Below are 23,587 nucleotides of genomic sequence, written 5' to 3'. Positions count from 1 at the left end.
GCTGATTGAAAGAAGGTATTCATGGCCAAGTCACCTGCGAACACCGCCGCCCGCCGCGTGAGCAAGAAGGTCCGCAAGAACATTGCGGACGGCATCGCGCACGTCCACGCCTCGTTCAACAACACCATCATCACGATCACGGATCGTCAGGGCAATGCGCTGTCCTGGGCCTCCAGTGGTGGCCAAGGTTTCAAGGGCTCGCGCAAGTCCACCCCGTTTGCTGCCCAAGTGGCCGCCGAGATGGCCGGACGCGCTGCGCAGGAACAGGGCATCAAAAACCTGGACGTTGAGATCAAGGGTCCCGGCCCCGGGCGTGAATCGTCGGTGCGTGCGCTGGCAGCGCTGGGCATTCGCATCACGTCGATCTCCGATGTGACGCCGATCCCGCACAACGGCTGCCGCCCGCAGAAGCGTCGTCGCATCTAATAGAATATCGAGCTTTGGTTCGCCGGCCGGTGTTGGAAGACACCTTGGCCGGCGGTTTCGTTGAAGCCCACCGTCCGGACGCGCTCGACAGAGCATCGAACCCCGTCCCGGACTCGCGCAGCCCCGCAAGGAGCCGCGTCAGATTTTTGAGGAAGCACTCAAGTGGCACGTTATCTCGGCCCCAAGGCCAAACTCTCCCGCCGTGAAGGCACCGACCTGTACCTGAAGAGCGCCCGCCGCGCCATCGGGGACAAGGCCAAGTTCGACAGCAAGCCTGGTCAGCATGGCCGCACCTCGGGCTCCCGCACCTCCGACTACGGCCTGCAGTTGCGCGAGAAGCAGAAGGTCAAGCGCATGTACGGGGTGCTGGAGCGTCAGTTCCGCCGCTATTTCGCCGAGGCCGAGCGCCGCAAGGGCAACACCGGCTCGAACCTGCTGCAACTGCTGGAGTCGCGCCTGGACAATGTCGTCTACCGCATGGGCTTCGGCTCGACGCGTGCGGAAGCCCGCCAGTTGGTGTCGCACAAGGGCATCACGGTCAATGGCCGGTGCGTGAACATCCCGTCCTACCTGGTCAAGCCTGGCGACGTGGTGGCTGTGGCCGAGAAGGCCAAGAAGCAACTGCGCGTGCAAGATGCCTTCAAGCTGGCCGAGCAGGTGGGCCTGCCGGGCTGGGTGCAGGTGGATGGCAGCAAGCTCGAAGGCGTGTTCAAGAAGACGCCGGACCGCGACGAATTCGGTGCCGAGATCAACGAGTCGCTGATCGTTGAACTGTACTCGCGTTGATGCCAAAGGCGACCTCGCGCGGCCCGGTGCGGCACGAGGCGCCATGCGCGTTTTCAAGGACCTGGTGCTTGGCGCCAGGCGGTCCATCAGCCTTATCGGTGTAACGAGCCGAGGGTATTGACAGGAAGACCTCATGCAAACCAATCTGCTGAAACCCAAGGCCATCAATGTCGAGCCGCTGGGCGGTCACCGTGCCAAGGTGACCCTGGAGCCCTTCGAGCGCGGCTACGGCCACACGCTGGGCAACGCCCTGCGCCGTGTGCTGCTGTCGTCGATGGTGGGTTACGCGCCGACCGAAGTCACGATCGCCGGCGTGCTGCACGAGTACTCGACCATCGACGGGGTGCAGGAAGACGTCGTGCACATCATGCTCAACCTCAAGGGTGTGGTGTTCCGTCTGCACAACCGTGACGAGGTCACGCTGGTGCTGCGCAAGGAAGGCGAGGGCCCGGTCACGGCCGGCGACATCCAGACGCCGCATGACGTCGAGATCATCAACCCCGACCACGTGATCGCCCACCTGGCCCAGGGGGGCAAGCTCGACATGCAGATCAAGGTGGAGAAGGGCCGCGGCTATGTGCCCGGCACGCTGCGCCGCTTCGGCGACGAGCCCACCAAGGCCATCGGACGCATCGTGCTCGATGCCTCGTTTTCGCCGGTCAAGCGCGTGAGCTATACGGTCGAGAGCGCTCGTGTGGAGCAGCGCACCGACCTGGACAAACTGGTGATGGAGATCGAGACCAACGGCGCGATCTCGCCGGAGGAGGCCATTCGCGCCTCGGCGAAGATCCTGGTCGAGCAGTTGGCCGTCTTCGCCCAGTTGGAGGGCAGCGATCTGCCGGGCTTCGAGCCGGCCATGCCGCGCAGCCAGAGCTTCGACCCGATCCTGCTGCGTCCGGTGGACGAGCTCGAGCTGACCGTGCGTTCGGCCAACTGCCTGAAGGCCGAGAACATTTACTACATCGGCGACCTGATCCAGCGCACGGAAACCGAGCTGCTCAAGACGCCGAACCTGGGCCGCAAGTCGCTCAACGAGATCAAGGAAGTGCTGGCCTCGCGCGGCCTCACGCTGGGCGTTCGTCTCGAGAACTGGCCGCCTTCGGGCCTGGACAAGCGCTGATCACTCTTGCAAGTGCACCTCCTGGTACCTGATACGGCCAGGAGTTTGATAAGGAAAGGAAAGCACCATGCGTCATCGTCACGGACTTCGCAAACTCAACCGCACCTCCGAGCACCGCCTTGCGATGCTGCGCAACATGGCCAACTCGCTGATCGAGCACGAGGCCATCAAGACCACCTTGCCCAAGGCCAAGGAACTGCGCCGCATCGTCGAGCCGCTGATCACCTTGGGCAAGGAGCCCACGGTGGCGAACAAGCGCCTGGCGTTTGCCCGTCTGCGCAACCGCGACAATGTGGTCAAGCTCTTCAATGTGCTGGGCGAGCGCTACAAGACCCGCCCGGGTGGCTACACCCGCATCCTGAAGATGGGCTTCCGTGTGGGCGACAACGCCCCGATGGCCTTCGTCGAGCTGGTGGATCGCCCGGAGCCGACCGAGACCGAACCGGCCAAGGCCGAGGCGGCCGAGTAAGCCCGCTGCGCCGCCAAAGGCCGGCGCTCGCGACACCCCTGGGCCGGCCTTGTGCCGGCCCTTTTCTTTGGGGCGTCCGGTGGGCGGCGGCAATGGCCGCCTGCGGGCGAGGGATCCGGCTCTTTGGCACACTGACAGGTCTATGTCCGCCCCGTCCCCGTCCGTGCTTTTTGCCGTCGAGCACCTGGTCAAGCGCTACAACGGCCACACGGTCGTCGATGACCTCAGTTTCGAGATTCGCGCCGGGGAGTGCCTGGGTGTGATCGGACCGAACGGGGCCGGCAAGACGACGACGATCCGGCTGTGCCTGGGCCTGACGGCGCCGCAGTCCGGACGCATCACCGCGTTCGGGATGGAGCTGCCTGAGCGGCTGCGCGAGATCAAGCAGCGCCTGGGCGTGGTCAGCCAGTTCGACAGCCTGGATCCGGATTTCTCCTGTACCGAGAACCTGGTCGTGTACGCCCGCTACTTCGGGGTGCCTCGCGCGGTGGTGGCGCAACGTGTGCCGAGACTGCTGGAGTTTGCGGCCTTGCAGTCCAAGGCTCGTGCCAAGCCGGCCGAGCTGTCGGGCGGTATGCGCCGGCGCCTGAGCCTGGCACGGGCCTTGGTGAACGACCCGGACCTGCTGCTGCTGGACGAGCCGACGACGGGCTTGGACCCGCAGGCGCGCCACCTGATGTGGGAGCGGCTCAAGGAGCTGCTGCAGCAGGGCAAGTCCATCCTGCTGACGACCCATTTCATGGACGAGGCCGAGCGCCTGTGCGACCGGCTCATCGTGCTGGACCATGGGCGCAAGATCGCCGAAGGCACCCCGCGTGGGCTGATCGCCGAGCATCTGGAGTCCGATGTGATCGAGGTCTATGGCCATGGCGCCCGGGATGCCGCGCGCAGCCTGGAGGCTTGGTGCGAGCGGGTGGAGCGCAGCGGCGAGACCACCTTTCTGTACCTCGACCGCCCGCAGCCGGTGCTGGAGCGTCTGGCCGCGCACGGCGGGGTGCGGTATCTGCACCGCCCGGCCAACCTGGAGGATCTGTTCCTCAAGCTCACCGGGCGGCAGATCCGCGACGATGCCTGAGTCCTAGCACTGAGCCCATCCCATGCCCGAATCCTTCTACGCGCTTCCCCGCCTGAGCCGTCGCGTGTGGCCGGTGGTGGAGCGCAACCTGCTGGTGTGGCGCAAGCTGGCTCTGCCCAGCTTGCTGGGCAACATCGCCGAGCCGTTGATCGTGCTGGTGGCCTTCGGCTACGGCCTGGGCGCCCTGGTGGGCGAGGTTCAGGGGCTGCCCTACATCGTCTTCCTCGCCTCGGGCAGCATCTGCATGAGCACGATGTACGCCGCCTCCTTCGAGGCGCTGTACTCGGCCTTCTCCCGCATGCATGTGCAAAAGACCTGGGACGGCATCATGAATGCACCGGTGGCACTGGACGACATCGTCTTCGCCGAAATGCTGTGGGCGGCGCTCAAGGCGCTGTTCTGCGCGGTGGCGATCGCCGGGGTGCTGATCGTGCTGGACATCAGCCGAGAACCGACCCTGCTGCTGGCCGTGCCGTTGCTGTTCCTGGTGGGCATCACCTTCGCTTCGGTCGCCCTGGTGTTCAACGCGCTGGCACGCAACTACGACTTCTTCACGTACTACTTCACCCTGGTGCTCACGCCGATGACCTTCTTGTCGGGCATCTATTTCCCGCTGGAGCAACTGCCGCAGGCGCTGCAGGCGGTGGCGATGGCGCTGCCGCTGACGGCGGCGGTGGAGCTCGTGCGGCCGCTGGTGGTGGGCCAGTGGCCGGCCGACTGGGGACGCGCGCTGGCCGTGCTGGGCCTGTATGCCGCCGGGGGCTACTATGTGGCGCTGGCCTTGACGCGCCGGCGTTTTTTCCGTTGAGGGCCCGATCATGAACGACCCCGCTGTGCACGAGGTGCTCGTCGCACTGAGCACCGCCCCCGATGAGGCCACGGCCCGCCGTCTGGCCCGCCAGCTCGTGGAGGAGTCGCTGGTGGCCTGTGTGAACCTGCTGGGCGCGGCGCAGTCCATCTACCGTTGGCAGGGCCGGGTGGAGGAGGCCGGGGAGTGCGTGATGCTGATCAAGACCACCCGGGCTGCCTGGCCCCGCCTGAAGGAGCGGTTGCCGCAATTGCACCCCTATGAGGTGCCGGAGCTGCTCGCGCTGGAGGTGGCGGATGGACATGCGCCCTACCTGGCCTGGGTGTTCGACAACGTGAAGGAGAGCGATCGGTGAGGCCCATGATCCGATGGTTGGGGGCCGTGCTCCTCGGGCTGGGCTGGGTGCTCGGCGCGGGGGCCGGCCAGGACTTCCTCGAGCCGGAGCAGGCCTTCCGCCACAGCGCCCGCGTGCTCGATGAGCGCACGCTGGAGCTGCGTTTCGAGATCGCGGACGGCTATTACATGTACCGGGAGCAGTTCGCCTTCACCGCGCCCTCGGCCACCCTGGGCCCGCCACGGATCCCGCCAGGGCAGATCAAGTACGACACCACCTTCGAGAAGGACGTCGAGAGCCATCGCGGCGAACTGCGGATCCATCTGCCGGTGCAGGCCGCGCCGCCGGAGGGCTTTCGGCTGGTGGTGCGCAGCCAGGGGTGTGCCGACCTGGGACTGTGCTATCCCCCGATGGAGCACGAGCACGAGGTGAGCCTGCGGGCCTTTGGCGCGGCGCAGGACCGTGTGCGGCTGCTGCGCATCGATGACCGCAGCGTGGGCGGCGCTGCGGGCGCGCTCTCGCAGGGGCTGTCGGCGCTGTGGGGGACGACGGCGCAAGCCCAGGCCGTGGCGGAGGGGGCACGCAGCGAGGCGCTGGTGAACACGCCCTCGCCGGTGGACGCCTCGCGCATCGAGGCCGTGCTGGCCTCGGGTCGCTGGCTGCCGGTGGTGGCGGTGTTCTTTGCCGCGGGGGTGCTGCTGTCGCTGACCCCGTGCGTGCTGCCGATGCTGCCCATCCTGTCGTCGTTGATCGTCGGGCAGGCCGACGCGCAGGCGCAGACGGTGACCCGTGGTCGCGCTCTGGCGCTGGCGGCCAGCTATTCGCTCGGGATGGCCCTGGTCTACACCGCCCTGGGCCTGGCGGCGGGATGGGCTGGCGAAGGTCTGGCTGGGATGCTGCAGCAGCCCTGGGTGCTCACGCTGTTTGCCGCGTTGCTCGGGGCCCTGGCGCTGTCGATGTTCGGTTTTTATGAGTTGCAACTGCCCAGGGCTTGGCGTGAACGCCTGGTCTCGGCCAGCGAGCGCACGCGCGGTGGGCGGCTGTGGGGGGTGTTCGTGATGGGCGGCCTGTCCGCCTTGATCGTGAGCCCCTGCGTGGCCGCGCCGCTGGCCGGGGCGCTGGTCTATATCAGCCAGACACGCGACATGGGCCTGGGGGGCGCGGCGCTGTTCTCGCTGGCCGCGGGCATGAGCGTGCCGCTGTTGCTGCTGGGCGCCTCGGCGGGCCATTGGCTGCCGCGGTCGGGGCCTGGATGGAGCAGGTCAAGCATTTCTTCGGTGTGCTGTTGCTGGCCGTGGCGCTGTGGATGTTGCAGTCGGTGCTGCCTGGGGCGGTGAGCATGCTGCTGTGGGGCGGCCTGCTGCTGGTGTCGGCCGTCTACCTGCGTGTATTCGACAGCCTGCATGCGGGCGCTCGCGGCTGGGCCCGGTTTTTCAAGGGCGTGGGTGTGGTGCTGGCCGTGCTGGGGGTGCTGCAACTGGTCGGAGCGGCCTCAGGAGGCAGTGACCCCTGGCAGCCCCTGCGTCACCTGGCGGCCCGCGGCGACACGCCCTCTGCAGCCGCCGGTGTGCGTTTCCAGCGTGTGGCCAGTGTGGAGGAACTGGAGCGGGTGGTGGCAGCTGCCGGGCGGCCCGTGATGCTGGACTTCTATGCCGACTGGTGCGTGTCGTGCAAGGAGATGGAGACCTTCACCTTCAGCGACCCGCGTGTGCAGGCGGCGCTGTCCGGGGCCCTGCTGCTGCAGGCCGACGTGACACGCAACAGCCCGCAGGACCGGGCTTTGCTGCGGCGTTTCCGCCTGTTCGGCCCCCCGGGCATCGTCTTCTTCGACGCCCAGGGGCGCGAGGTCGAGGGCGTGCGCGTGATCGGCTTCCAGTCCGCCGAGCGCTTTCTGCACAGCCTGGCGGCCGCCGGACTGCGGCCCTGACTCGTCTTGCAGCGCAACAAGAGATCGTGCTAGAATGTCAGCTTCTGACGCGGGGTGGAGCAGTCTGGTAGCTCGTTGGGCTCATAACCCAAAGGTCGCAGGTTCAAATCCTGCCCCCGCAACCAAACAAATCCAATACGCCAGCAAAAACGCCAGCCGATCGCGCTGGCGTTTTGCGTTGGTGCTGCACAGTCCATCACACCAGCGTCACCCGGTTGCGGCCGTGGCGCTTGCTCTCGTAGAGCGCCTGGTCGGCGCGCACCAGGACATCGTCGATGCGGCCGTCGGATGGGGCGGCGCTGGCCACTCCGATGCTTGCCGTGACCGGCAAGGGGCCGGCTGTGGTGGGGACCGGGGTGGTGGCGATCACGCGGCACAGGCGTTCGCAGGCCTGTCGGGCGCCGGTGGCGTCGGTCGAGGGCATCAGCAGCAGGAATTCCTCACCGCCGTGGCGTGAGAGCCGGTCGATGGGGCGGACCTGGGCCTGCAAGGTGGTGGCCACATGACGCAGCACCTGGTCGCCCACGTCGTGGCCATGGGTGTCGTTGACGGCCTTGAAGTGGTCGATGTCGAGCAGGCCCACGGACAGCGGGGTGCGGTGGCGTGTGAACCTGAGCCATTCGTCGTGCAGCACCTCCGCCATCGCGCGCCGGTTGAGCAGACCGGTCAGCACATCGGTGCGTGACAGCGCATCGAGGCGGCGCATCACGCGCGCCATCAGCATGCCGCCATAGGCGAAGTTGATGAAGGCCGAGATGATTTGCGCCGCGTAGGCGAAGCCGGGATTGGCCGCCGTGGTGGAGACGATGTCGGAGGGCAGGCGGGGTTGCAGCAGGACCTCGGCGATGCGCAGGCTCAGCAGCAGGGCCATCAGCAAGGCGGTGCCATTGATCAGCCAGGACAGGCGTGCGCCGAATTCCTGCGCCATGGGTCGGTGCACCGCCACCACGGCGCGCACGATCACCCACACGATCACGCTGGCGACCACCACCACGCGCGCCGACGCTTGGTCCGGGGCCGGGCCGACCGCCAGCGAGGCCAGCATCGCCAGCGCCCCCACCCACCGGCGCTCGCGGGTCTGTTCTTCGAGTCCGAAGAAGGCCGTGACCCCGCGCCAGACCATGAGATAGGACGCGATCACGCACAGATTGGAGGCGGTGACGCTCCACCAGGCAGACAGCGGGCCACCGCGGCCGGCCATCAGCAGCAGGGCCGCCGCATGAAAGCCGCAGAAGCCCACGAAGTGCCAGGCGGTGTGGCGGTGCTCGCGGATCAAGGCCGCCACCATCATCCATCCCATGGCGTAGAGGGCCTGGGTGAGGCCCGTCGAGATGAACAGCGGGGCGATTGTCTCCATCGGTCATCGGGAGGTTCGTCGTTGTTGACCGGCTGTGCATAAATTTCGGCACCAGCGAGTCCCATGTTCAGGGGCCTGGCACAAGAAGGCAAGAATTCGGCCCGAATCGCGAATGACGTATTTCACGGCGCTTCGTACATTGAGCCCGATCCGAGGCCGCGGTGTGTGCCCTCTGCGGGCGCCGCGGTGTGGCCTGATGTCCTGGAAGTGCCCATGTCCGCCCTCCTGAGCTCCCTTCCCGCCGCTTTGCGCATGTCGTCGGGCCTGTCTTCCCCCGTCTGGCGCGGCGGTGTGGCCGCCACCGACCTGGGCATGGACGAGCTGGTCAGCCTGCAGGCCGGGGCCTGGTTTGGCACGCTGTCGGAAGCGCTGCGCTGTGCGGTGCTGGCCCGTGCGCGGGTGCATCGCGTGGCCTCGGGCGCCGTCCTGGCCCGGCGCGGCAGTGCGGCGACCGACTGGATCGGCGTGCTCCGTGGCGCCGTGCGCCTGGGCACCGTGCTGCGCGACGGGCGGCCCTTCACGCTCGACCTGGTGGGGCCCGGACAGTGGTTCGGCGACATCGCGCTGATCGATGGCAAGCCCAACGACCTCGATGTCGTGGCCCAGGTGCCGTCCACGGTGCTGAGGGTCTCGCAGACGGATTTGCGTCGGCTCACCGCCGACCACCCCGAGCTGCGCGATGCGCTGATGATGCTGAACTGCCAGCGCCTGCGGCACATGTTCCGCCGCTTCGAGGAACTGCACACGCTGCCTTTGGCGCAACGCCTGGCGCGGCAGGTGTTGCGGCTCGGGCGTCATTTCGGACGCCAGTGTGCCGAGGAGGTCCGCATCGAGCTGCGCATCTCGCAAAGCGATCTGGCGGCGATGGTGGGCGGCAGTCGCCAGCGCGTCAATGCGGCCCTGCGTCAGCTCCAGGCTTTGGGCCTGGTGCGGCTGGGCGAGGCGCGCCTGTCGATGTTGGACGCTTCCCGGCTCCAGGAACTGGCCGATGCCGATGCGCAGTGGTGGATGCAGTTGGGGCGGCGCGGCACGCCGCGCACGTCGCGGTCCGCGGCCGCGGCGGTCGACGGGCTGCAGGACTTGGCCCGGGCCTGGTCGCGGCCCGGCTGAGCCGCCCGGGTGGGCGGTCAGGGGACGGCCGGCGCGGCCGGGTGCGCTGACGGGTCGAAGCATGCTAGGGTTCGGGCTCGCGCGGCCGTTGCCGGATGCCGCGCCGGGAGCCTTGAGCCTTGTCTGTCCGTGCCCCCTCGATGATGACGCCCACCTTGTCGATGGGCTATGTGCGGGCCCTCTTCGAGGCCAGCGGCGCCAGTCAGGCCGATGTGCAGGCGGCGCTGGTCGAGGCCGGTGTGTCCCCGGTGCTGATGCAGCACACGGGTGCTCGCGTGACGGAGGCGCAGTTCGCCGCGCTCTACCGCGCCCTGGTGCGTCGTCTGGACGACGAGATGCTGCACTTCTACTCGCGACCCCTGCGGCCCGGTGCGCTGAAGTTCACCTGCCTGAGTTTGTTGGACGCCCGCAATCTGCAGGTGGCCCTGCACCGTTGGACGCTGTTCCTGCGCATGCTGCAGGATGACTTCCGGCTGGAGGTGGGCGTGGTGCAGGGGTGGTGCCGCATCGCGCTGCAGCGCCATGAGGGCGCCCGGCCTCCGGCGGCGATTGCCGACGATCTGATGCTCAAGCTCGTGCATGGCGTGTGCTCCTGGCTGGTGGGACGCAAGCTGCCGCTGGAGCGGGTGGACTTCGCCTTCGAGGCGCCGGCGTTCGCTGAGGAGTACCAGAACCTCTACCCCGGGCCGGTGCGGTTCGGTCAGCCGGTGTCGGCTCTGTACCTGGATGCGGCCTGGCTGGAGTGGCCGCTGCGGCGCAGTGCCCAGGAACTGCCGGAGTTCCTGCGCCGTGCGCCCGAGGGCTGGATGTTTGCCGAATTCCGCCATGAGCGCCTGGCCCAGCAGGTGCGCGCTCACTTGTCCACGCATCTGCCGCAGGGGATGACGGCGCAGGCGACGGCGCGTGCGCTGAATTTGTCCCTGCGCACGCTGCACCGGCGGCTGGCCGACGAAGGCACGAGCTTCCAGCGCATCAAGGACGAGTTGCGACGCGATCTGGCGGTGCTCAAGCTCACGCGCACGCGCGAGCCCATCGCCGCGATCGGGATCGAACTGGGCTTTGACAGCGCGGCCTCCTTCCACCGGGCCTTCCGGCTGTGGACGGGGCAGACGCCGGGCGCCTACCGTGGCAGGGGCGGTTCGGCCCGGGACTGAGCCTGGTGTTCCCCGGGGGCGGGGCTGTCGGCGGCCAGGGCCCGCAGGTCCGCCTCCCAGCCGCGCAGGCGCTGCGCGGCGGTGTGTCGCTGCGCCGCGGTGGTGCGGTTGTGCAGGCCGGCCAGCAGCTCGCAGACGGCGGCCTCCCCGGCGGGGCCAGACGACGGGACGCCCACGGCGCGGCGGTACACCGCCTGCAGCGCGGCTTGCGTCTGGAGCAGGCCGGCCTCGCGCTCACGCAGGCGTGCCAGGGTGTTCAGCAGGTCGGCCTGACGGCGCTGGCGTTAGGCGAACCAGGCTTGCGGATCGAGCCGGGCCTCGGCCAGGGCCTGGGCGAGCCAGGTGCGCTGGTCGGCATCGAGCCGGCCGTACAGGCGCTGGGCACGCTGCACGGTTCGCTGCACCTGGGCCTGCAGGCGCTCGGCCGGGTCCTCGGGCAGCATCTCGCGGCGCAGGGCTTCGTCGTCGCGTTGCCACTGCCGTGCCAGGCGCGCGAGCTGAGCGGCGTCGAGGTCGCGGGCCAGCGGCGCCAGCAGTGGAAGCGCCCGATCCCAGGCGGTATCGCGCCAGGCCGACAGCTCGTCCAGCCAGCGGCAGGTCTGCGGCGGGGTGGTGTCCCGCAGCAGTTCCTGTTGGAGCCGGGCGAGGGCCTCGGCATAGCGGGGCAGTTCCTCGCGTCGGTGCCAGGCGAACCACTGTGCGATCGCGTCACGCACCCTGGGGGCCTGTGCCGGCGTGAAGCCGGCCAGGCGGTCGAGCCGCCAGTACACCAGGCTGGGGGCCTGCTCGTAGCCTACGCGCAGCAGGCTGCAACCGCTCAGCATCACCGCCAGCGTGACGGCCAGCGCGGCGGACCGGCAGCCGATAATGCGGCCCATCGACTGGATACGAGCGAACATTTCCATGGCACTGAACGTCGTCATCATGGCCGCGGGCCAGGGCACCCGCATGAAATCCTCGCTGCCCAAGGTCCTGCACCGGCTGGCCGGGCGAGCCCTATTGCAGCATGTGATCGACGCGGCTGCACGTCTGCAGGCCGATCGCCTGATTGCCGTCGTGGGGCATGGAGCCGACCAGGTGCGTGCGGCCATGGCGCCGGCGACGCCGCAGTTGCGCTTCGTGCTGCAGCAGCCGCAACTGGGCACGGGCCATGCGGTGCTGCAGGCCGTGCCCGAGCTGGCCGGTGAGGGGACCACGCTGATCCTCAACGGCGACGTGCCGCTGATCGATCCCGAGACCGCCCGCGCCTTGGTGGCCGCCTGCGACGGCCGGCGCCTGGCCCTGCTGACCGTGCACCTGGCCGACCCGACGGGCTATGGCCGCATCGTGCGTGAGGGGGCCGGCGTGCGCGCCATCGTCGAGCACAAAGATGCCAGCCCCGAGCAGCGCGAGATCCGCGAGGTCTACACCGGCATGATGGCCGCGCCCACCGCCCATCTGAAACGCTGGCTGGCGCGGTTGAAGAACGACAACGCCCAGGGCGAGTACTACCTGACCGACGTGGTGGCCCTGGCGGTGGCCGAGGGGGTGGAGGTGGTGGCGGCCCACCCGGCCGACGAGATCGAGGTGCTGGGGGTGAACAGCCCGGCGCAACTGGCCGAGCTGGAGCGCCGCCTGCAGCGCCGCCAGGCCGAGCGCCTGATGGCCGAGGGGGTGCGCCTGGCCGACCCGGCGCGCTTCGACCTGCGCGGCACGCTGGCCTGCGGGCGCGACGTGGAGATCGACATCAACTGCGTGTTCGAAGGTCGCGTGGTGCTGGGCGATCATGTGCGCATCGGGCCGAATTGCGTCATCCGTAATGCGGAGATCGCCGACGGTGCGGTGATCCATGCCTACACCCACATCGATGGCGACACCCTGGGCGTGAAGGTGGGCGAGGGCGCGCTGGTCGGACCCTTCGCCCGCCTGCGCCCGGGCGCCGACCTGGGCCCCGAGGTGCACATCGGTAACTTCGTGGAAGTGAAGAACTCGACGCTGGCGCGCGGTGCCAAGGCCAACCACCTGGCCTACCTGGGCGACGCGACCGTGGGCGAGCGCGTGAACTACGGCGCGGGCAGCATCACGGCCAACTACGACGGGGCGAACAAGCACCGCACGGTGATCGGCGATGACGTGCATGTGGGCTCGAACTGCGTGCTGGTGGCGCCCATCACCTTGGGCGCAGGGGCCACCATCGGCGGGGGCAGCACGCTGTCGAAGGACGCGCCGGCCGGGCAGCTCACCGTGGCGCGTGCCAAGCAGGTGACGATCCCGGGCTGGCAACGCCCGCGGAAGAAGACGTGAGCACGACGCCGCCGATCGACACCGCCCGCTGTCCTTTGTGTGACGGGCCCAACGGCTGCGCGATGGCCCCGCAGGGCGATGCCTCCCGGCCCTGCTGGTGCACCACGGTGAGCTTGCGGCGCGAGACGCTGGCGCGAGTGCCGGCGCCGATGCGGGGCCGGGCCTGCATCTGCCGCCGCTGCGCCGGGTCTCAGGACGATGCGGGGGGCGACTGACAGGCCCCGCACACGCCCTTGATCTCGATGCCCGTGGCGTGGAAGCCCGGGGCGTCGTCCTGCAGGGCACGGCGAATGGCCTCGATGGCTGGATCGTCGTGCATCTCGGTGACTTGGCCGCAGCGCGAGCACACGAGCATCATCGTGTGGTCGTGAGGGTGGGTGTGCGGGCTGTGATCGAGGTTGCACACGACGAAGCAGTTGAGCGCATCGACACGGTGGACGAGTTGCTGCTCCATCAGGAATTCGAGCGCGCGGTAGACCGTGGTGGGTGCCACCCGGCCATGGCGCTCGCGCATGTCGTCGTGCAGGTCATAGGCCTTGGCACTGCCCTGGCGCAACAGCAGCAGCTCCAGCACCTCGCGGCGCAGTGCGGTGAGCTGGGCCCCGCGTGCGGCGCACAGGGCCTGGGCGCGGTCCAGCCTGCGCGCCACCTCGGCCGGGCTCGGGCGTGGGGGAGAGGCGTTCGTGGGGCTCACGCATCCAGTGTAGCGCCGGCTCTGCGAGGCGGGCGCCACAGCCCGGTCAGGGCCACCAGCAGCCCGGCGGCCATCAGTGCCAGCACGACGCAAGGGCCGCTGGGCAGGTCCCAGGTCAGCGAGGCCAGCAAGCCGGCGGCCTGGGCCAGGGCCCCGAGCAGCACGCCGGCCCAGGCCCGGCCCAGGCGGGCGGCCACGGCCAGGGCGGGCACGATGAGCGTGGCGAACACGAGGTAGAGCCCCAGCAGGGGCACCGACAAGCTGACGAGCACGGCAAAGGCCGGGTAGAAGGCCGGGCCGTCCCACAGTGTGGCGCCTCCCACGCGGTGCAGCACCAGGAACACGGCGGTGGCTGCGGCCAGCACGGCCAACTGCTCCGGCAGCACCCACAGCACGTCGCCGGCGAGCACGGCAGCGAGCTTTTGTCCGCCATGGGGGTCGGCGCTGACCCACAGCAGCGCGGCGACGGCTGCGGCCACATAGACCAGGCCGATCAGGGCCTCGCGCCGCTCGGGCCAGGTCCGGCTGAGGGCGGCCACCAGCGCGGCCCCGGCCAGTGCGGCCAGCACACCGGCCAGGGCTGACACGGTGCAGTCCCCGCCGGTGAGGCTGTCGGCGATCAGCACGCCCAGGGCCGCCACCTGGGCCACGGCCAGGTCGATGAAGACGATGCCGCGACGCAGCACCTGCAGGCCCAGCGGCACATGGCTGAGCAGGACCAGCACACCGGCGGCCAGCGGCCAGCCCAGCACGGACAGCTCGTTCATCGACGCAGGGTCTCCGAGGCCTGCAGCGCGGCCAGCAAGTGGTCGATCAACTCGTCGAACAGGCCTTCCAGCGTGCGGGCGCGCCCCTGCTCGGTGACGGTGGCCGGCAGCACCTTGAGCGGCAAGCCGGTGCGCCCGGCCAGCCACTGGCCGGCCTGAGGGTCCTGGTAGCTGGCCTGCACGATGAAACGCGGCGGGTCCTCGGCCACGTCCTTGAGCACGCGCTGCAGGTGCGCCAGCGTGGGCGGCAGGCCGGGCCGGGGCTCCAGGTCGGCCACCTGGGTCAGGCCCAGCCATTCCCACAGGTAGGCGAAGGTGGTGTGCTGGGCCACCAGGGTGTGGCCCATCAGCGGCTCGGCCTTTTTCTCCCACCCGGCGATGCGTCGGTCCCAGTCGCGCAGCCACGCCGCGTGGCGCTCGCGCACGAGCGCAGCGCCGGCGGGGTCGATGCGGGCGAGGCGCTCGGCCAGGGCCTGGGCGACCTGCCTGAGCTTGCGGGGGTCGAGGTGGAAATGCGGGTTGCCTTCGGCATGCACGTCGCCCAGGCGGCGGTCCAGGTGGGTGTGGCCGTGGTCGTGCATCAGCGTCACGTGGTCGGCCGCGAAGAACATGCCCTCGCGCCCGTTGAACACGCGTGCGTTGCCCGCGCGCTGTTGCAGCATGGGCAGCCAGCCGGCTTCGAGCGAGGCGCCGGTGCACACTGCGAGGTCGGCCCGGCGCAGTGCGCCGATGAGCGCAGGCCGGGCCTCGATGTGATGCGGGTCCTGCAGCGCATGCGTGGCGCTGGTCACGCGCGCCTGCGGGGCCAGCACCTTCACGAGCGCCGCCCATTCCGGCTCGCAAGTGAAGACCTCCAGTGCCTGAGCGGCCGGGGCAGCCAGCGCACAGCACAGCACCGCCACCCAGCGGCGCCAGTGTTCAGAAACCGTGCGCACCGTGGGCTCCCAGGCTCATCACGTATTGAAGCTGCACGCGGTGGCCGGCGTCGTCGAAGCCGCCGCGGTCGCGCTGGCCGGTGAGCTGCAGGCGCAGGGCCGAGAAGTGCGTGGGCTTCCAGGCCAGCATGGCACTGGCCTCGCGCAGGCGGCCGCTGTGGAAATGGTCGCCATGCGGCTCGCGCACGCGCAGCTCGTCCACGCGCACGCCGGCTTCCCACTGCGGGGCAAACCGGTACACCACCGAGAGATAGCCGGCCTCGTGCACGTCGCTCGAACGGGCGAACTCGTTGAGGTCGCTCACGCGCGCATATTCGGCCGACACCCGCAATTGCCGCTGGCGGTTGTTGCCGCCCGGGGCCCATTTCCACACCGCGTCGGCGATGACGAGATGGCGTCCGCCGAAGCGGCTGCCGTGGGCATGGTCGTGCTCATGGCCGTGATCGGAGTCTTCCTCCTCCATCACGGCCTGGCGCCGGTTGTGCAGGTAGGACAGGCCGAGCTGCCAGCTGTTCGAGGCATCCCAGTCGCCGCCGATCTTGGTGCTGGCGGTCAAGGCCCCGGCACGTGGATCGTTGCGCGATTGCGGCACGAGCTGGCGCCCGCTCAGCACCTCGACGGTGGAACGCCAGTACAGGCGTGTGGGGGCCGTCCAGCTCAGGCGCAGGCCGTCGTCGAAGTAGTGGCTGCCCAGGAAGGCGCGATACAGCAAGGGCCGCTCGACGAAGTCGTCGGCGTGCAGGTGCTGCTCGTTCAGGTAGCCCAGGCCGGCCAGGAAGCGCCCGGCGCGCACTTGCAGGCCGGCCGGCAGCGTGGTGGTCTCGACGAAGGCTTCCTCGAGTTCCAGCTCGGTCTCGCCCTCGTGACTGTGCAGCACGGCGGTGGCACGGGCCTGGAAGAGGTTGTCCACGGCGCCCGAGAGGCTCAGCTCGTTGTGGCCGAGGGCCAAACCGCGTTCGCGCTGGGCCAGCGCGCCTTCACGCGAGCTGAAGCCGCCATCGAGCACCAGACCGATCTCGATCAGTGACGGTGTGGGGGCCTTGGGGGCCTCGGGCGGGGTCTGGGCCCAGGCGGAGGTGGTGATCAGACTGGCCCCCAGAGCCAGGGGCAGCAGGCGGTCAATGCGCAGGGTCATCATGTCGTTCGATGCCCACCCAGGTGAGCAGCGTGGGGTTGAAGTTCAGGGCGATGGGCTCGGCCAGGGTCGCGGTCTCGAGGTTCACGACCACGATGCGCGAGCCGGCGGGGTCGCTCAGGTAGGCTCGGTCGGCTGCACGGTTCACCGCGATGGTGGGGAAGGGCGCCGCCGTGGGCATGTTGGCGATGGCCGGCAGCCTGGCGCGCACGGCCCAGCCGGCGTCGCCGTCGAGCACGTGCAGCGTGCCCTGGTCGTCCAGGATCAGCAGGTGGCGGCCCTCGGCGTCGATGGCGTGCGCGCGGCGGGTGCGGCCCTCGGCCCAGGGGATGCGGGTGATCGTGCCGGCGACCGGGTCGATCTCGAAGAAGTGGCCGGGCGAGGCGATGCCGATGAAGCTGCCGCGCTCGGGATGGCCGGTGATCGTGCCGATGCGCGCGCCCACTGGCATGTCGTCAGGGTTGGGCAGTTTGCGGGCGTTGAAGCTGCTGCCGTCCTGGGTGACGACGAGCACACCGTCGGTGCAGCCGAAGGCGCTGTGGCCTGCGTTGGAGTAGCTGCCGTGCAGGCCCGGGCAGAGGGGGTCGAAACGCTGCAAGAAGGTGTAGCCGCTGCCATTGCGCTGGTAGAGCTCCACCTGGGTGGGCAGGGTGCTGCCGCTGTCCGCTTCGCGATAGGTGGTGAGCAGGAAGCTGCCGCGCGGCTCGGCCGTGCCGTGCATCGCGCGCGCCAGGGTCAACGAGGCCAGCACCTGACGAGCGGCAATGCGGGTATCGGTGAGCACCACGGCCTGGGCCGGCGCACCGCTGGCGTCCAGGCCGTCCATGAAGAAGGCGCCCAGGCCCTCGTGCACCTCGTAGTGGGTGGGCCGCACGCCACCGATGCGCCAGTCCACCAATGCCGGGTTGCGCTTGTAGTCGTGCAGGTGGTCGCCGTGGTCTTCCTGGTAGATGCCGCCGTCGATCACCTGCACCTGGTCCTGCGTGCGCTGCACGGCCAGGGCATAGCGCAAACCGGGGCTGGCGTACAGCGCCGAGGGCGCATGGTCGAGCGTGAAGTTCTGCACCACGGTGCCGCCGTCGAGGTCGAGCACGCGCACGGTCGTGCTGCCGTCGGCGATCACCAGCCGGCCCAGGGTGTCGATGTGGTAGTGGTCGTCATGCTCGTCGCTGCTGCCGCCGCCTCCGCAGGCCGCCAACAGCAAGATGGTCGACAGGGCTGCCGCCAGCAGTCGCCGGCGGCCCCGCAGGAAAGGGGATGGGGTCATGGCAGGGCCTCCTCGCCCGGAAGATGAACAACCGAAACGTTATAACATTGCAGTCAAGGGCTGCCAAGGATTCAAGGCGTTGCCCGGGTTCAGGAGGAGGATGGCAGGCTCAGCGCGGGTTCGAACTTTGCGCGCTTGACAGAGAAGTAGGTTTTCACATTTCGGACATTGGCGTCCGTGGTGAAGAGCCGCTGCACGAGGGCGTGGTAGGCCTGCATGTCGGGCACCTGCACCACGAGCACGAAGTCGGGGCCGCTGCTGGTCCGGTAGCACTGCTGGACCCGCGGCTCGGCCACTGCGCGGGCTTCGAAGGCCGCCAGGCGTTCGGCGGCTTGCTGATCGAGCGTGATCTCGACGATGGCCGTGAGCCCGGCGCCCAGCCGCTGCGGCGACAGCAAGGCCACACGGCGCTCGATCACGCCGGCCTCCACCAGCCGCCGCACCCGGCGCAGGCAGGTGGCCGGCGACACATGGCAGCGTTCGGCCAGGGCCTGGTTGCTCAAGGAGGCATCGCGCTGCAACTGCTCCAGCAGCCGCAGGTCGATGCCATCCAGGGGCAAGGCGGTGTCGGAAGAATCATTCATTATCAGATACGTTATGAATGATTATTCCATACTGGTTGTTTCGTGGTGGATTCCTATCGATTAGCCATGATTTCGCAAGAACATTTCATGCTGCCTTGCCTAGCATCCCGGCATCGTTTCCCTCACGGAGCTTGTTCATGTGCGGCATCGTCGGCGCCACCAGCCAGCGCAATATCGTCCCCGTTCTGATCGAAGGCCTGAAGCGCCTGGAGTACCGCGGCTATGACTCCTGCGGCGTGGCCGTGCACCAGGACGGCGGCCCGCGCCGCGCGCGCAGCACCTCGCGCGTGGCCGAACTGGAAGCCCAGGTGGCGCAAGACAGCGTGGCCGGCTACACCGGCATCGCCCACACCCGCTGGGCCACGCACGGCGCGCCGGCGGTGCACAACGCTCACCCGCACTTCTCGCACGGCACCGGGGCCGATGCCTGCACCGCACGCCCCGCACGCATCGCCCTCGTGCACAACGGCATCATCGAGAACCACGACGAACTGCGCGCCGAGCTGCAGGGCAAGGGCTACACCTTTGCCAGCCAGACCGACACCGAAGTCATCGCCCACCTGGTGGACCATCTCTACGATGGCGATCTTTTCGATGCCGTCAAGCGCGCCACGCTGCGCCTGCGCGGCGCTTACGCCATTGCCGTGTTCTGCCGCGACGAACCCCACCGCGTGGTGGGCGCCCGCGAGGGCTCGCCGCTGGTGCTGGGCGTGGGCGCGGCCGATGCGGGCGAGAACTTCCTCGCCTCCGACGCGATGGCCCTGGCGGGCGTGACCGACCAGATCGTCTACCTGGAAGAAGGTGACGTGGTGGACCTGCAACTCGGCCGCTACTGGATCGAGTCGCGCACCGCCCATGCGCCGCACGACCGTTACGAGCGTGTCGAGCGGCCGGTGCGCACCGTGCTGGCCCACACCGGTGCGGCCGAGCTGGGCCCCTACCGGCACTACATGCAAAAGGAAATCTTCGAGCAGCCGCGCGCCATCGCCGACACGCTCGACGCCGTGCAGGCCATCACGCCCGAACTCTTTGGTGACGGGGCCTACTCGGTGTTCAAGGAGGTTGAACAGGTGCTCATCCTGGCTTGCGGCACCAGCTACTACGCGGGCTGCACCGCCAAGTACTGGCTCGAATCGATCGCCAAGATTCCCACCAGCGTGGAGATCGCCAGCGAATACCGCTATCGCGACAGCGTGCCGCACCCCAGGACGCTGGTCGTCACGATCACGCAGTCCGGTGAAACCGCCGACACGCTGGCCGCGCTCAAGCATGCGCGCAGCCTGGGCATGCCCCACACGCTCACGGTGTGCAACGTGGCCACCAGTGCGATGGTGCGCGAGTGCAAGCTGGCCTACATCACGCGTGCGGGTGTGGAGATCGGTGTGGCCTCGACCAAGGCCTTTACGACGCAGCTCGTGGGCCTGTTCCTGCTGACGCTGGCGCTGGCCCAGGTGCGTGACCGCCTCACCGACGAAGAAGAGGCGGCCCACCTGAAGGCCCTGCGCCACCTGCCCGTGGCCCTGCAGGCCGTGCTGGCGCTGGAGCCCCAGGTGATCGCCTGGGCCGAGGACTTTGCCCGCAAGGACCATGCATTGTTCCTGGGCCGCGGCCTGCACTACCCCATTGCACTGGAAGGTGCTTTGAAGCTCAAGGAGATCAGCTACATCCACGCCGAGGCCTACCCGGCCGGTGAGCTCAAGCATGGCCCGCTGGCGCTGGTGACCGACCAGATGCCCGTGGTGACCGTGGCCCCCAATGACACCCTGCTGGAAAAGCTCAAGAGCAACATGCAGGAAGTGCGCGCGCGCGGCGGCGAGCTCTACGTCTTCGCTGATGCCGACACCCGCATCGAAAGCGAACCCGGCGTGCATGTCATCCGCATGCCCGAACACTACGGCAAGCTCTCCCCCATCTTGCACGTGGTGCCGCTGCAGTTGCTGGCCTATCACACGGCCTGCGCGCGAGGAACGGATGTGGACAAGCCGAGGAACCTCGCGAAGAGTGTGACGGTGGAGTGAGCCGCACACGCGGCTTCTTGCCGATGGGCCCGCAGCCCGCAGCCCGCAGCCGCAGCGCGGCCGTGGGCGCGGCGGGGAGGAGGGGGTCGGCGTCGATGCTGCACCGCCGCACATCGTCATACCGCGGATCGCACGGCAGCCTTGAACGGCGTCGGGCTGCGGCCTAGATTGAGTCCGTGGCGCTCGTGTGAAGCGCCCTGGCGACAACGACGAGGAGACCCGCGATGTATCGACCCATGATGGGGGCGCTGGCTTGCGCCCTGGCCGCTTGCGCCACACCCACCGGTGTCACGACGGGCATGCAGCCTGCCGTGCCCTCGCTTTCGCACACGGTCGTGCTGACCAAACTCGACAGCCCCTGGGACATGGCTTTCCTTCCGGACGGCACCATGTTCTTCACCGAGAAGTGCCAAGGACTCTCGGTGCGACACACCAACGGCACCGTGGTGAAGCTCTTGGGGATGAAGGATGCCAAGGGCTACGCGTCCATCGCCAATGACCTGTTTTGCGAAGGCCAGGCGGGCATGGCCGGGGTGGCCGTCGATCCGAACTTCGCCAGCAACCGCTTCGTCTATGTCTACTCGTCCTCAAGCCTGACCCCACCCGGCACCAACCGCGTGATCCGGCTGCGGGTCAACGATGCGCTGACTGCCGTGTCCGACCGCACGGACATCGTCACCGACATCCCGTACAAGCCGCGGGCCAGCAACCACCCCTTCGGCGGCCCGGGCGCGCACAACGGCGGGCGTATCCGCTTCAGCCCCGGTGACGGTTACCTCTACGTGACCACGGGCGACACGCACAACGGGCAAGTGCCGCAGAGCCCGACCCTGCTGGGCGGCAAGGTTCTGCGCATCGACCGCGATGGCAAGGCCGCGCCGGGCAATGGCGCGCCGGCAGGCTTCGACCCGCGGATCTACACCTACGGCCATCGCAATCCGCAAGGCATCACCTTCCGTCCCGGCACCCACCAGCCGTTCACGGCCGAGAACGGCCCCTGGCACAGCGACGAGGTGACGGCCCTGGTGCCCGGGGGCAATGCCGGCTGGGATCCGCGCCCGAACATGGCGGGCCGTGGCCCCTGCCCGGACGACTACTGCGGCTACAGCCCCAACCAGATGGGCCCGATGGACCCGAAGCAGCGGGCCGCCTTCATGCCGATGACCGATACCAGGACCTACCCGAATGCGATGAGGCCGGCCTGGAACAATGACGGTTTGTCGCAGGGCATGTTCGGTGCGACCTTCGTGAGCGGAGCGCAGTGGAAAGCGTGGAACGGCCGGATGCTCGTCGGCTTCGGCGGCATCGGCATCCACGGAACGCCGGTGGGCAACCGGATCGACGTGCTCGACATCGCGCCCAACGGGCTGTCGGCCACGCGCACCACGGTGAACCTGCCGATGCCGGCCGCACGCTTCCGTTCGCTGGTGCAGGGCCCGGACGGCAACCTGTATGTGGCAACCGACGAGGGCACGATCTCCCGTCTGACGCCCAACTGAGGGAGCTGGCCAGTGACCGTGGTGTGCTTGCATTCGCGGCGGGCGCGCAGCGTCCCCGCGAGTTTCCCGTGAGTCAACCGATGAAGCGCGTACCCGTCCCTTGGCTGCTGGCCTTGTGGCTGATCAGTGGTGCGGCGTGGGCCGACGACGAGTTGTACAAGACCAAGAACTGCATGGCCTGTCACCGGGTGGACCGCAGTTCCTTGGGCCCATCGTTCAAGAGCATCGCGGCCAAGTACGCCGGGGACCAAGGGGCCGAGGAGCGGCTGGCGGCCAAGATCCGCGAAGGCGGCGTGGGTGTCTGGGGTCAGGTGCCGATGCCGGCGCAACCCCAGGTGTCGGCCGAAGAAGCAAAGACGCTGGCGCGCTGGATTCTTGGAATCCAGTGAGCCGAGCGGCCCGCCGTTCGCGGCCGGGCCGCAGCGCCGACGGCTCGGCCGTGGTGAGCCACCATGACCGCGTGGGCCCGTGGCCTGAGGGATGGGCTCGCTCGTGGACCTTCTCGCACCAGACGGTGGGAGGCCGCCGGGAGGCGCTGGTGCGCACGGGCGGGGCCGGGCGCTTTTATTGTTTTGCGGCGGATGGACCGGTGGGCGGGCCCACCCCCGCCCATCCCAGCAACTCTGCCAACCGGTGCAGCACCCATTGCGTCTCGTCCGGCGTGAGGTCCAGCGGCCCTGCGGCCAGCCCGCGGCCAATGCGCTCCAGCACGTCGGCCTCGGTGGCGTGCAGCTCCCACAGTTGGGTGCGGGCGGTGTCGGTGAGCATCTGGGCGAGGTCTTCGCACAGCTCGTAGCGCTGAGCGATCACGGCCCAGGGCTCACGGGGCTTGATCCGCCCGGGCGCCACGAACAGGGCCACAAAGGACGGCGGCACCTCGATCTGTGAGTCATCGTTCATGGGGTCATTGTCGCCGTGGCGGGGGCGGTGCTGCACGCGGCGGGTCAAGCGGGTATACTTTATGCTTCTGTCGCGCCTTGCTCTCTGACGCGGCAGTTGTCGTCTGACACGCTGCAGGCCCTGTGCGCCGCGCGTTGCGCCCCGGACCGAATCGGCTTTCGAGCCTTGCTGTCGGTCCCGCGGCTGTCAGTCTTCTCCTGCGGCGAGCCCCATCCCGGACGGCGCCTTGCGCACCGCGCAGCCAGACGCTTCCGACAACACCCCAGGGTGGCAGCCGTCTGCCCCCTTCGCCGGCAACCCATGGGTGGCCGGTGTCTGTATCCGTTTTGAACGCACCGGCGCTGCACGCCGGTTCAGGAAGTCCATGAAGACCAACCGTGAACAACCGTTTGCGGTGGGCAAGTACCTTGTCTCACCGCTGTCCCGCCGCATCGATGCCGGCGGGTTTGCTGCATCCGTCTCGATCCGCAGTGGCCGGGGTGCGGGCACGCACGACCGCGTGTTCCGCTTTGCGGCCCCTTTCGACACCCGCGAAGGCGCCCTGCGCCACGCGGCCGAGCAAGGCCGGCAATGGGCGCAGCGCGCCCTGCGGGCCTGAGCCTCGTGTCTGCATTCACCACCCCCAAGGAGTTGATTTGGCCAAGGAAGAACTGATCGAAATGCGCGGCAAGGTCGAGGAAGTGCTGCCCGATTCCCGTTTCCGTGTGACGCTGGACAATGGTCACAGCCTGGTGGCCTACACCGCGGGCAAGATGCGCAAGCATCACATCCGCATCCTGGCGGGCGACAATGTCTCGCTGGAGCTGTCGCCCTACGACCTCACCAAAGGGCGCATCACCTTCCGTCACCTCGAGACGCGTTCGTCCGGCCCGCGTCCGGCCAACCGGCCCAACAGCCGCTGAGCTTCAAGGCCTGGCGGCGCGTGCGATGCGCGCGGCC

Annotated in this window: 28 protein-coding genes and 1 tRNA gene; 19 read left to right on the top strand and 10 right to left on the bottom strand. The window is 68.8% G+C overall.

Annotated features, from left to right (window positions below):
* The first annotated feature begins 21 nt into the window (after positions 1 to 21).
* From rpsK to ACK42S_RS03845, 10 genes are all read left to right on the top strand, one after another.
* Positions 22 to 426, top strand: coding sequence for a 30S ribosomal protein S11 (gene rpsK, locus ACK42S_RS03890; protein ID WP_409703604.1), 405 nt, complete (start codon positions 22 to 24; stop codon positions 424 to 426).
* Between the two features lie 162 nt (positions 427 to 588).
* Positions 589 to 1,212 carry a 30S ribosomal protein S4 gene (rpsD, locus tag ACK42S_RS03885; RefSeq protein WP_409703601.1) on the top strand — a complete coding sequence of 208 codons (624 nt, stop codon included), beginning with the start codon at positions 589 to 591 and terminating at the stop codon, positions 1,210 to 1,212.
* A gap of 133 nt (positions 1,213 to 1,345) precedes the next feature.
* Positions 1,346 to 2,332: a DNA-directed RNA polymerase subunit alpha gene (locus tag ACK42S_RS03880; protein WP_409703598.1), complete on the top strand. Its 987-nt coding sequence runs from the start codon at positions 1,346 to 1,348 to the stop codon at positions 2,330 to 2,332.
* 67 nt (positions 2,333 to 2,399) lie between these two features.
* The gene (gene rplQ / locus ACK42S_RS03875) at positions 2,400 to 2,801 is read left to right on the top strand and encodes a 50S ribosomal protein L17 (protein ID WP_409703595.1); all 402 of its coding nucleotides are present in this window, start codon (positions 2,400 to 2,402) and stop codon (positions 2,799 to 2,801) included.
* Positions 2,802 to 2,943: 142 nt separating this feature from the next.
* Positions 2,944 to 3,876 (top strand): ATP-binding cassette domain-containing protein, encoded by a 933-nt coding sequence (locus ACK42S_RS03870; RefSeq protein WP_409703592.1) that lies wholly within the window; start codon positions 2,944 to 2,946, stop codon positions 3,874 to 3,876.
* 22 nt (positions 3,877 to 3,898) lie between these two features.
* The gene (locus ACK42S_RS03865; RefSeq protein WP_409703589.1) at positions 3,899 to 4,684 is read left to right on the top strand and encodes an ABC transporter permease; all 786 of its coding nucleotides are present in this window, start codon (positions 3,899 to 3,901) and stop codon (positions 4,682 to 4,684) included.
* A gap of 10 nt (positions 4,685 to 4,694) precedes the next feature.
* Positions 4,695 to 5,039 (top strand): divalent-cation tolerance protein CutA, encoded by a 345-nt coding sequence (gene cutA, locus ACK42S_RS03860; protein ID WP_409703586.1) that lies wholly within the window; start codon positions 4,695 to 4,697, stop codon positions 5,037 to 5,039.
* A gap of 5 nt (positions 5,040 to 5,044) precedes the next feature.
* Positions 5,045 to 6,355: a protein-disulfide reductase DsbD gene (dsbD, locus tag ACK42S_RS03855; RefSeq protein ID WP_409703648.1), complete on the top strand. Its 1,311-nt coding sequence runs from the start codon at positions 5,045 to 5,047 to the stop codon at positions 6,353 to 6,355.
* Positions 6,271 to 6,945 carry a thioredoxin family protein gene (locus ACK42S_RS03850; protein WP_409703584.1) on the top strand — a complete coding sequence of 225 codons (675 nt, stop codon included), beginning with the start codon at positions 6,271 to 6,273 and terminating at the stop codon, positions 6,943 to 6,945. The genes dsbD and ACK42S_RS03850 overlap by 85 nt, the downstream gene beginning before the upstream one ends.
* Positions 6,946 to 6,993: 48 nt before the next feature.
* Positions 6,994 to 7,070: transfer RNA gene (locus tag ACK42S_RS03845), tRNA-Met, on the top strand.
* 71 nt (positions 7,071 to 7,141) lie between these two features.
* Here the strand turns inward: ACK42S_RS03845 and ACK42S_RS03840 are convergent.
* Positions 7,142 to 8,302, bottom strand: coding sequence for a GGDEF domain-containing protein (locus ACK42S_RS03840; protein WP_409703581.1), 1,161 nt, complete (start codon positions 8,300 to 8,302; stop codon positions 7,142 to 7,144).
* 213 nt (positions 8,303 to 8,515) lie between these two features.
* On the opposite strand from ACK42S_RS03840, the gene ACK42S_RS03835 reads away from it, so the two are divergent.
* Together ACK42S_RS03835 and ACK42S_RS03830 are read left to right on the top strand one after the other, a co-directional pair.
* On the top strand, positions 8,516 to 9,412 hold the full coding sequence (locus tag ACK42S_RS03835; protein ID WP_409703578.1) for a Crp/Fnr family transcriptional regulator: 897 nt from the start codon (positions 8,516 to 8,518) through the stop codon (positions 9,410 to 9,412).
* 140 nt (positions 9,413 to 9,552) lie between these two features.
* The gene (locus ACK42S_RS03830; protein WP_409703576.1) at positions 9,553 to 10,566 is read left to right on the top strand and encodes an AraC family transcriptional regulator; all 1,014 of its coding nucleotides are present in this window, start codon (positions 9,553 to 9,555) and stop codon (positions 10,564 to 10,566) included.
* Here the strand turns inward: ACK42S_RS03830 and ACK42S_RS03825 are convergent.
* Both ACK42S_RS03825 and ACK42S_RS03820 read right to left on the bottom strand, forming a co-directional pair.
* Positions 10,533 to 10,742, bottom strand: a complete 210-nt coding sequence (locus tag ACK42S_RS03825; RefSeq protein ID WP_409703573.1) for a hypothetical protein — start codon at positions 10,740 to 10,742, stop codon at positions 10,533 to 10,535. The two genes, ACK42S_RS03830 and ACK42S_RS03825, sit on opposite strands and share 34 nt — an antisense overlap.
* A 108-nt stretch (positions 10,743 to 10,850) precedes the next feature.
* Positions 10,851 to 11,471 (bottom strand): DUF6279 family lipoprotein, encoded by a 621-nt coding sequence (locus tag ACK42S_RS03820; protein WP_409703570.1) that lies wholly within the window; start codon positions 11,469 to 11,471, stop codon positions 10,851 to 10,853.
* Here ACK42S_RS03820 and glmU point away from each other — a divergent pair.
* Both glmU and ACK42S_RS03810 read left to right on the top strand, forming a co-directional pair.
* Positions 11,470 to 12,849, top strand: coding sequence for a bifunctional UDP-N-acetylglucosamine diphosphorylase/glucosamine-1-phosphate N-acetyltransferase GlmU (glmU, locus tag ACK42S_RS03815; protein ID WP_409703567.1), 1,380 nt, complete (start codon positions 11,470 to 11,472; stop codon positions 12,847 to 12,849). The two genes, ACK42S_RS03820 and glmU, sit on opposite strands and share 2 nt — an antisense overlap.
* Positions 12,846 to 13,064, top strand: coding sequence for a cysteine-rich CWC family protein (locus tag ACK42S_RS03810; protein WP_409703564.1), 219 nt, complete (start codon positions 12,846 to 12,848; stop codon positions 13,062 to 13,064). The genes glmU and ACK42S_RS03810 overlap by 4 nt, the downstream gene beginning before the upstream one ends.
* On the opposite strand, the gene ACK42S_RS03805 is transcribed toward ACK42S_RS03810, so the two are convergent.
* The 6 genes from ACK42S_RS03805 to ACK42S_RS03780 form a co-directional block, all read right to left on the bottom strand.
* Positions 13,040 to 13,543 (bottom strand): Fur family transcriptional regulator, encoded by a 504-nt coding sequence (locus tag ACK42S_RS03805; RefSeq protein WP_409703561.1) that lies wholly within the window; start codon positions 13,541 to 13,543, stop codon positions 13,040 to 13,042. The two genes, ACK42S_RS03810 and ACK42S_RS03805, sit on opposite strands and share 25 nt — an antisense overlap.
* Positions 13,540 to 14,310, bottom strand: a complete 771-nt coding sequence (locus ACK42S_RS03800) for a metal ABC transporter permease (protein WP_409703558.1) — start codon at positions 14,308 to 14,310, stop codon at positions 13,540 to 13,542. The genes ACK42S_RS03805 and ACK42S_RS03800 overlap by 4 nt, the downstream gene beginning before the upstream one ends.
* Positions 14,307 to 15,245: a metal ABC transporter substrate-binding protein gene (locus ACK42S_RS03795; RefSeq protein WP_409703555.1), complete on the bottom strand. Its 939-nt coding sequence runs from the start codon at positions 15,243 to 15,245 to the stop codon at positions 14,307 to 14,309. Before ACK42S_RS03795 ends, ACK42S_RS03800 begins: the two co-directional genes overlap by 4 nt.
* A complete protein-coding gene (locus tag ACK42S_RS03790; protein WP_409703553.1) occupies positions 15,229 to 16,380 on the bottom strand; it encodes a hypothetical protein in 1,152 nt (383 codons plus the stop codon). Before ACK42S_RS03790 ends, ACK42S_RS03795 begins: the two co-directional genes overlap by 17 nt.
* Positions 16,364 to 17,647: a hypothetical protein gene (locus ACK42S_RS03785; RefSeq protein ID WP_409703550.1), complete on the bottom strand. Its 1,284-nt coding sequence runs from the start codon at positions 17,645 to 17,647 to the stop codon at positions 16,364 to 16,366. The genes ACK42S_RS03790 and ACK42S_RS03785 overlap by 17 nt, the downstream gene beginning before the upstream one ends.
* Positions 17,648 to 17,736: 89 nt before the next feature.
* Positions 17,737 to 18,231, bottom strand: coding sequence for an Lrp/AsnC family transcriptional regulator (locus ACK42S_RS03780; RefSeq protein ID WP_409703547.1), 495 nt, complete (start codon positions 18,229 to 18,231; stop codon positions 17,737 to 17,739).
* Positions 18,232 to 18,368: 137 nt separating this feature from the next.
* Between ACK42S_RS03780 and glmS the strand changes: the two genes are divergently transcribed.
* The 3 genes from glmS (at position 18,369) to ACK42S_RS03765 (ending at position 22,137) form a co-directional block, all read left to right on the top strand.
* The gene (gene glmS, locus ACK42S_RS03775) at positions 18,369 to 20,249 is read left to right on the top strand and encodes a glutamine--fructose-6-phosphate transaminase (isomerizing) (RefSeq protein WP_409703544.1); all 1,881 of its coding nucleotides are present in this window, start codon (positions 18,369 to 18,371) and stop codon (positions 20,247 to 20,249) included.
* A gap of 224 nt (positions 20,250 to 20,473) precedes the next feature.
* On the top strand, positions 20,474 to 21,748 hold the full coding sequence (locus ACK42S_RS03770; RefSeq protein WP_409703541.1) for a PQQ-dependent sugar dehydrogenase: 1,275 nt from the start codon (positions 20,474 to 20,476) through the stop codon (positions 21,746 to 21,748).
* Between the two features lie 80 nt (positions 21,749 to 21,828).
* On the top strand, positions 21,829 to 22,137 hold the full coding sequence (locus tag ACK42S_RS03765) for a c-type cytochrome (protein ID WP_409703645.1): 309 nt from the start codon (positions 21,829 to 21,831) through the stop codon (positions 22,135 to 22,137).
* Between the two features lie 175 nt (positions 22,138 to 22,312).
* Here the strand turns inward: ACK42S_RS03765 and ACK42S_RS03760 are convergent, their stop codons facing one another.
* Positions 22,313 to 22,648 carry an ATPase with chaperone activity gene (locus tag ACK42S_RS03760; RefSeq protein WP_409703538.1) on the bottom strand — a complete coding sequence of 112 codons (336 nt, stop codon included), beginning with the start codon at positions 22,646 to 22,648 and terminating at the stop codon, positions 22,313 to 22,315.
* Between the two features lie 364 nt (positions 22,649 to 23,012).
* On the opposite strand from ACK42S_RS03760, the gene ACK42S_RS03755 reads away from it, so the two are divergent.
* The gene (locus ACK42S_RS03755; protein ID WP_409703535.1) at positions 23,013 to 23,246 is read left to right on the top strand and encodes a hypothetical protein; all 234 of its coding nucleotides are present in this window, start codon (positions 23,013 to 23,015) and stop codon (positions 23,244 to 23,246) included.
* A gap of 37 nt (positions 23,247 to 23,283) precedes the next feature.
* Entirely contained in the window at positions 23,284 to 23,550 is a 267-nt protein-coding gene (gene infA, locus ACK42S_RS03750; RefSeq protein ID WP_409703532.1) for a translation initiation factor IF-1, read from the top strand.
* Positions 23,551 to 23,587: the final 37 nt, after the last annotated feature.

Source organism: Caldimonas sp., from assembly GCF_046289365.1.
Taxonomy (GTDB): Bacteria; Pseudomonadota; Gammaproteobacteria; order Burkholderiales; family Burkholderiaceae_C; genus Caldimonas.
This window is presented reverse-complemented; position numbering and strand designations above follow the sequence as displayed.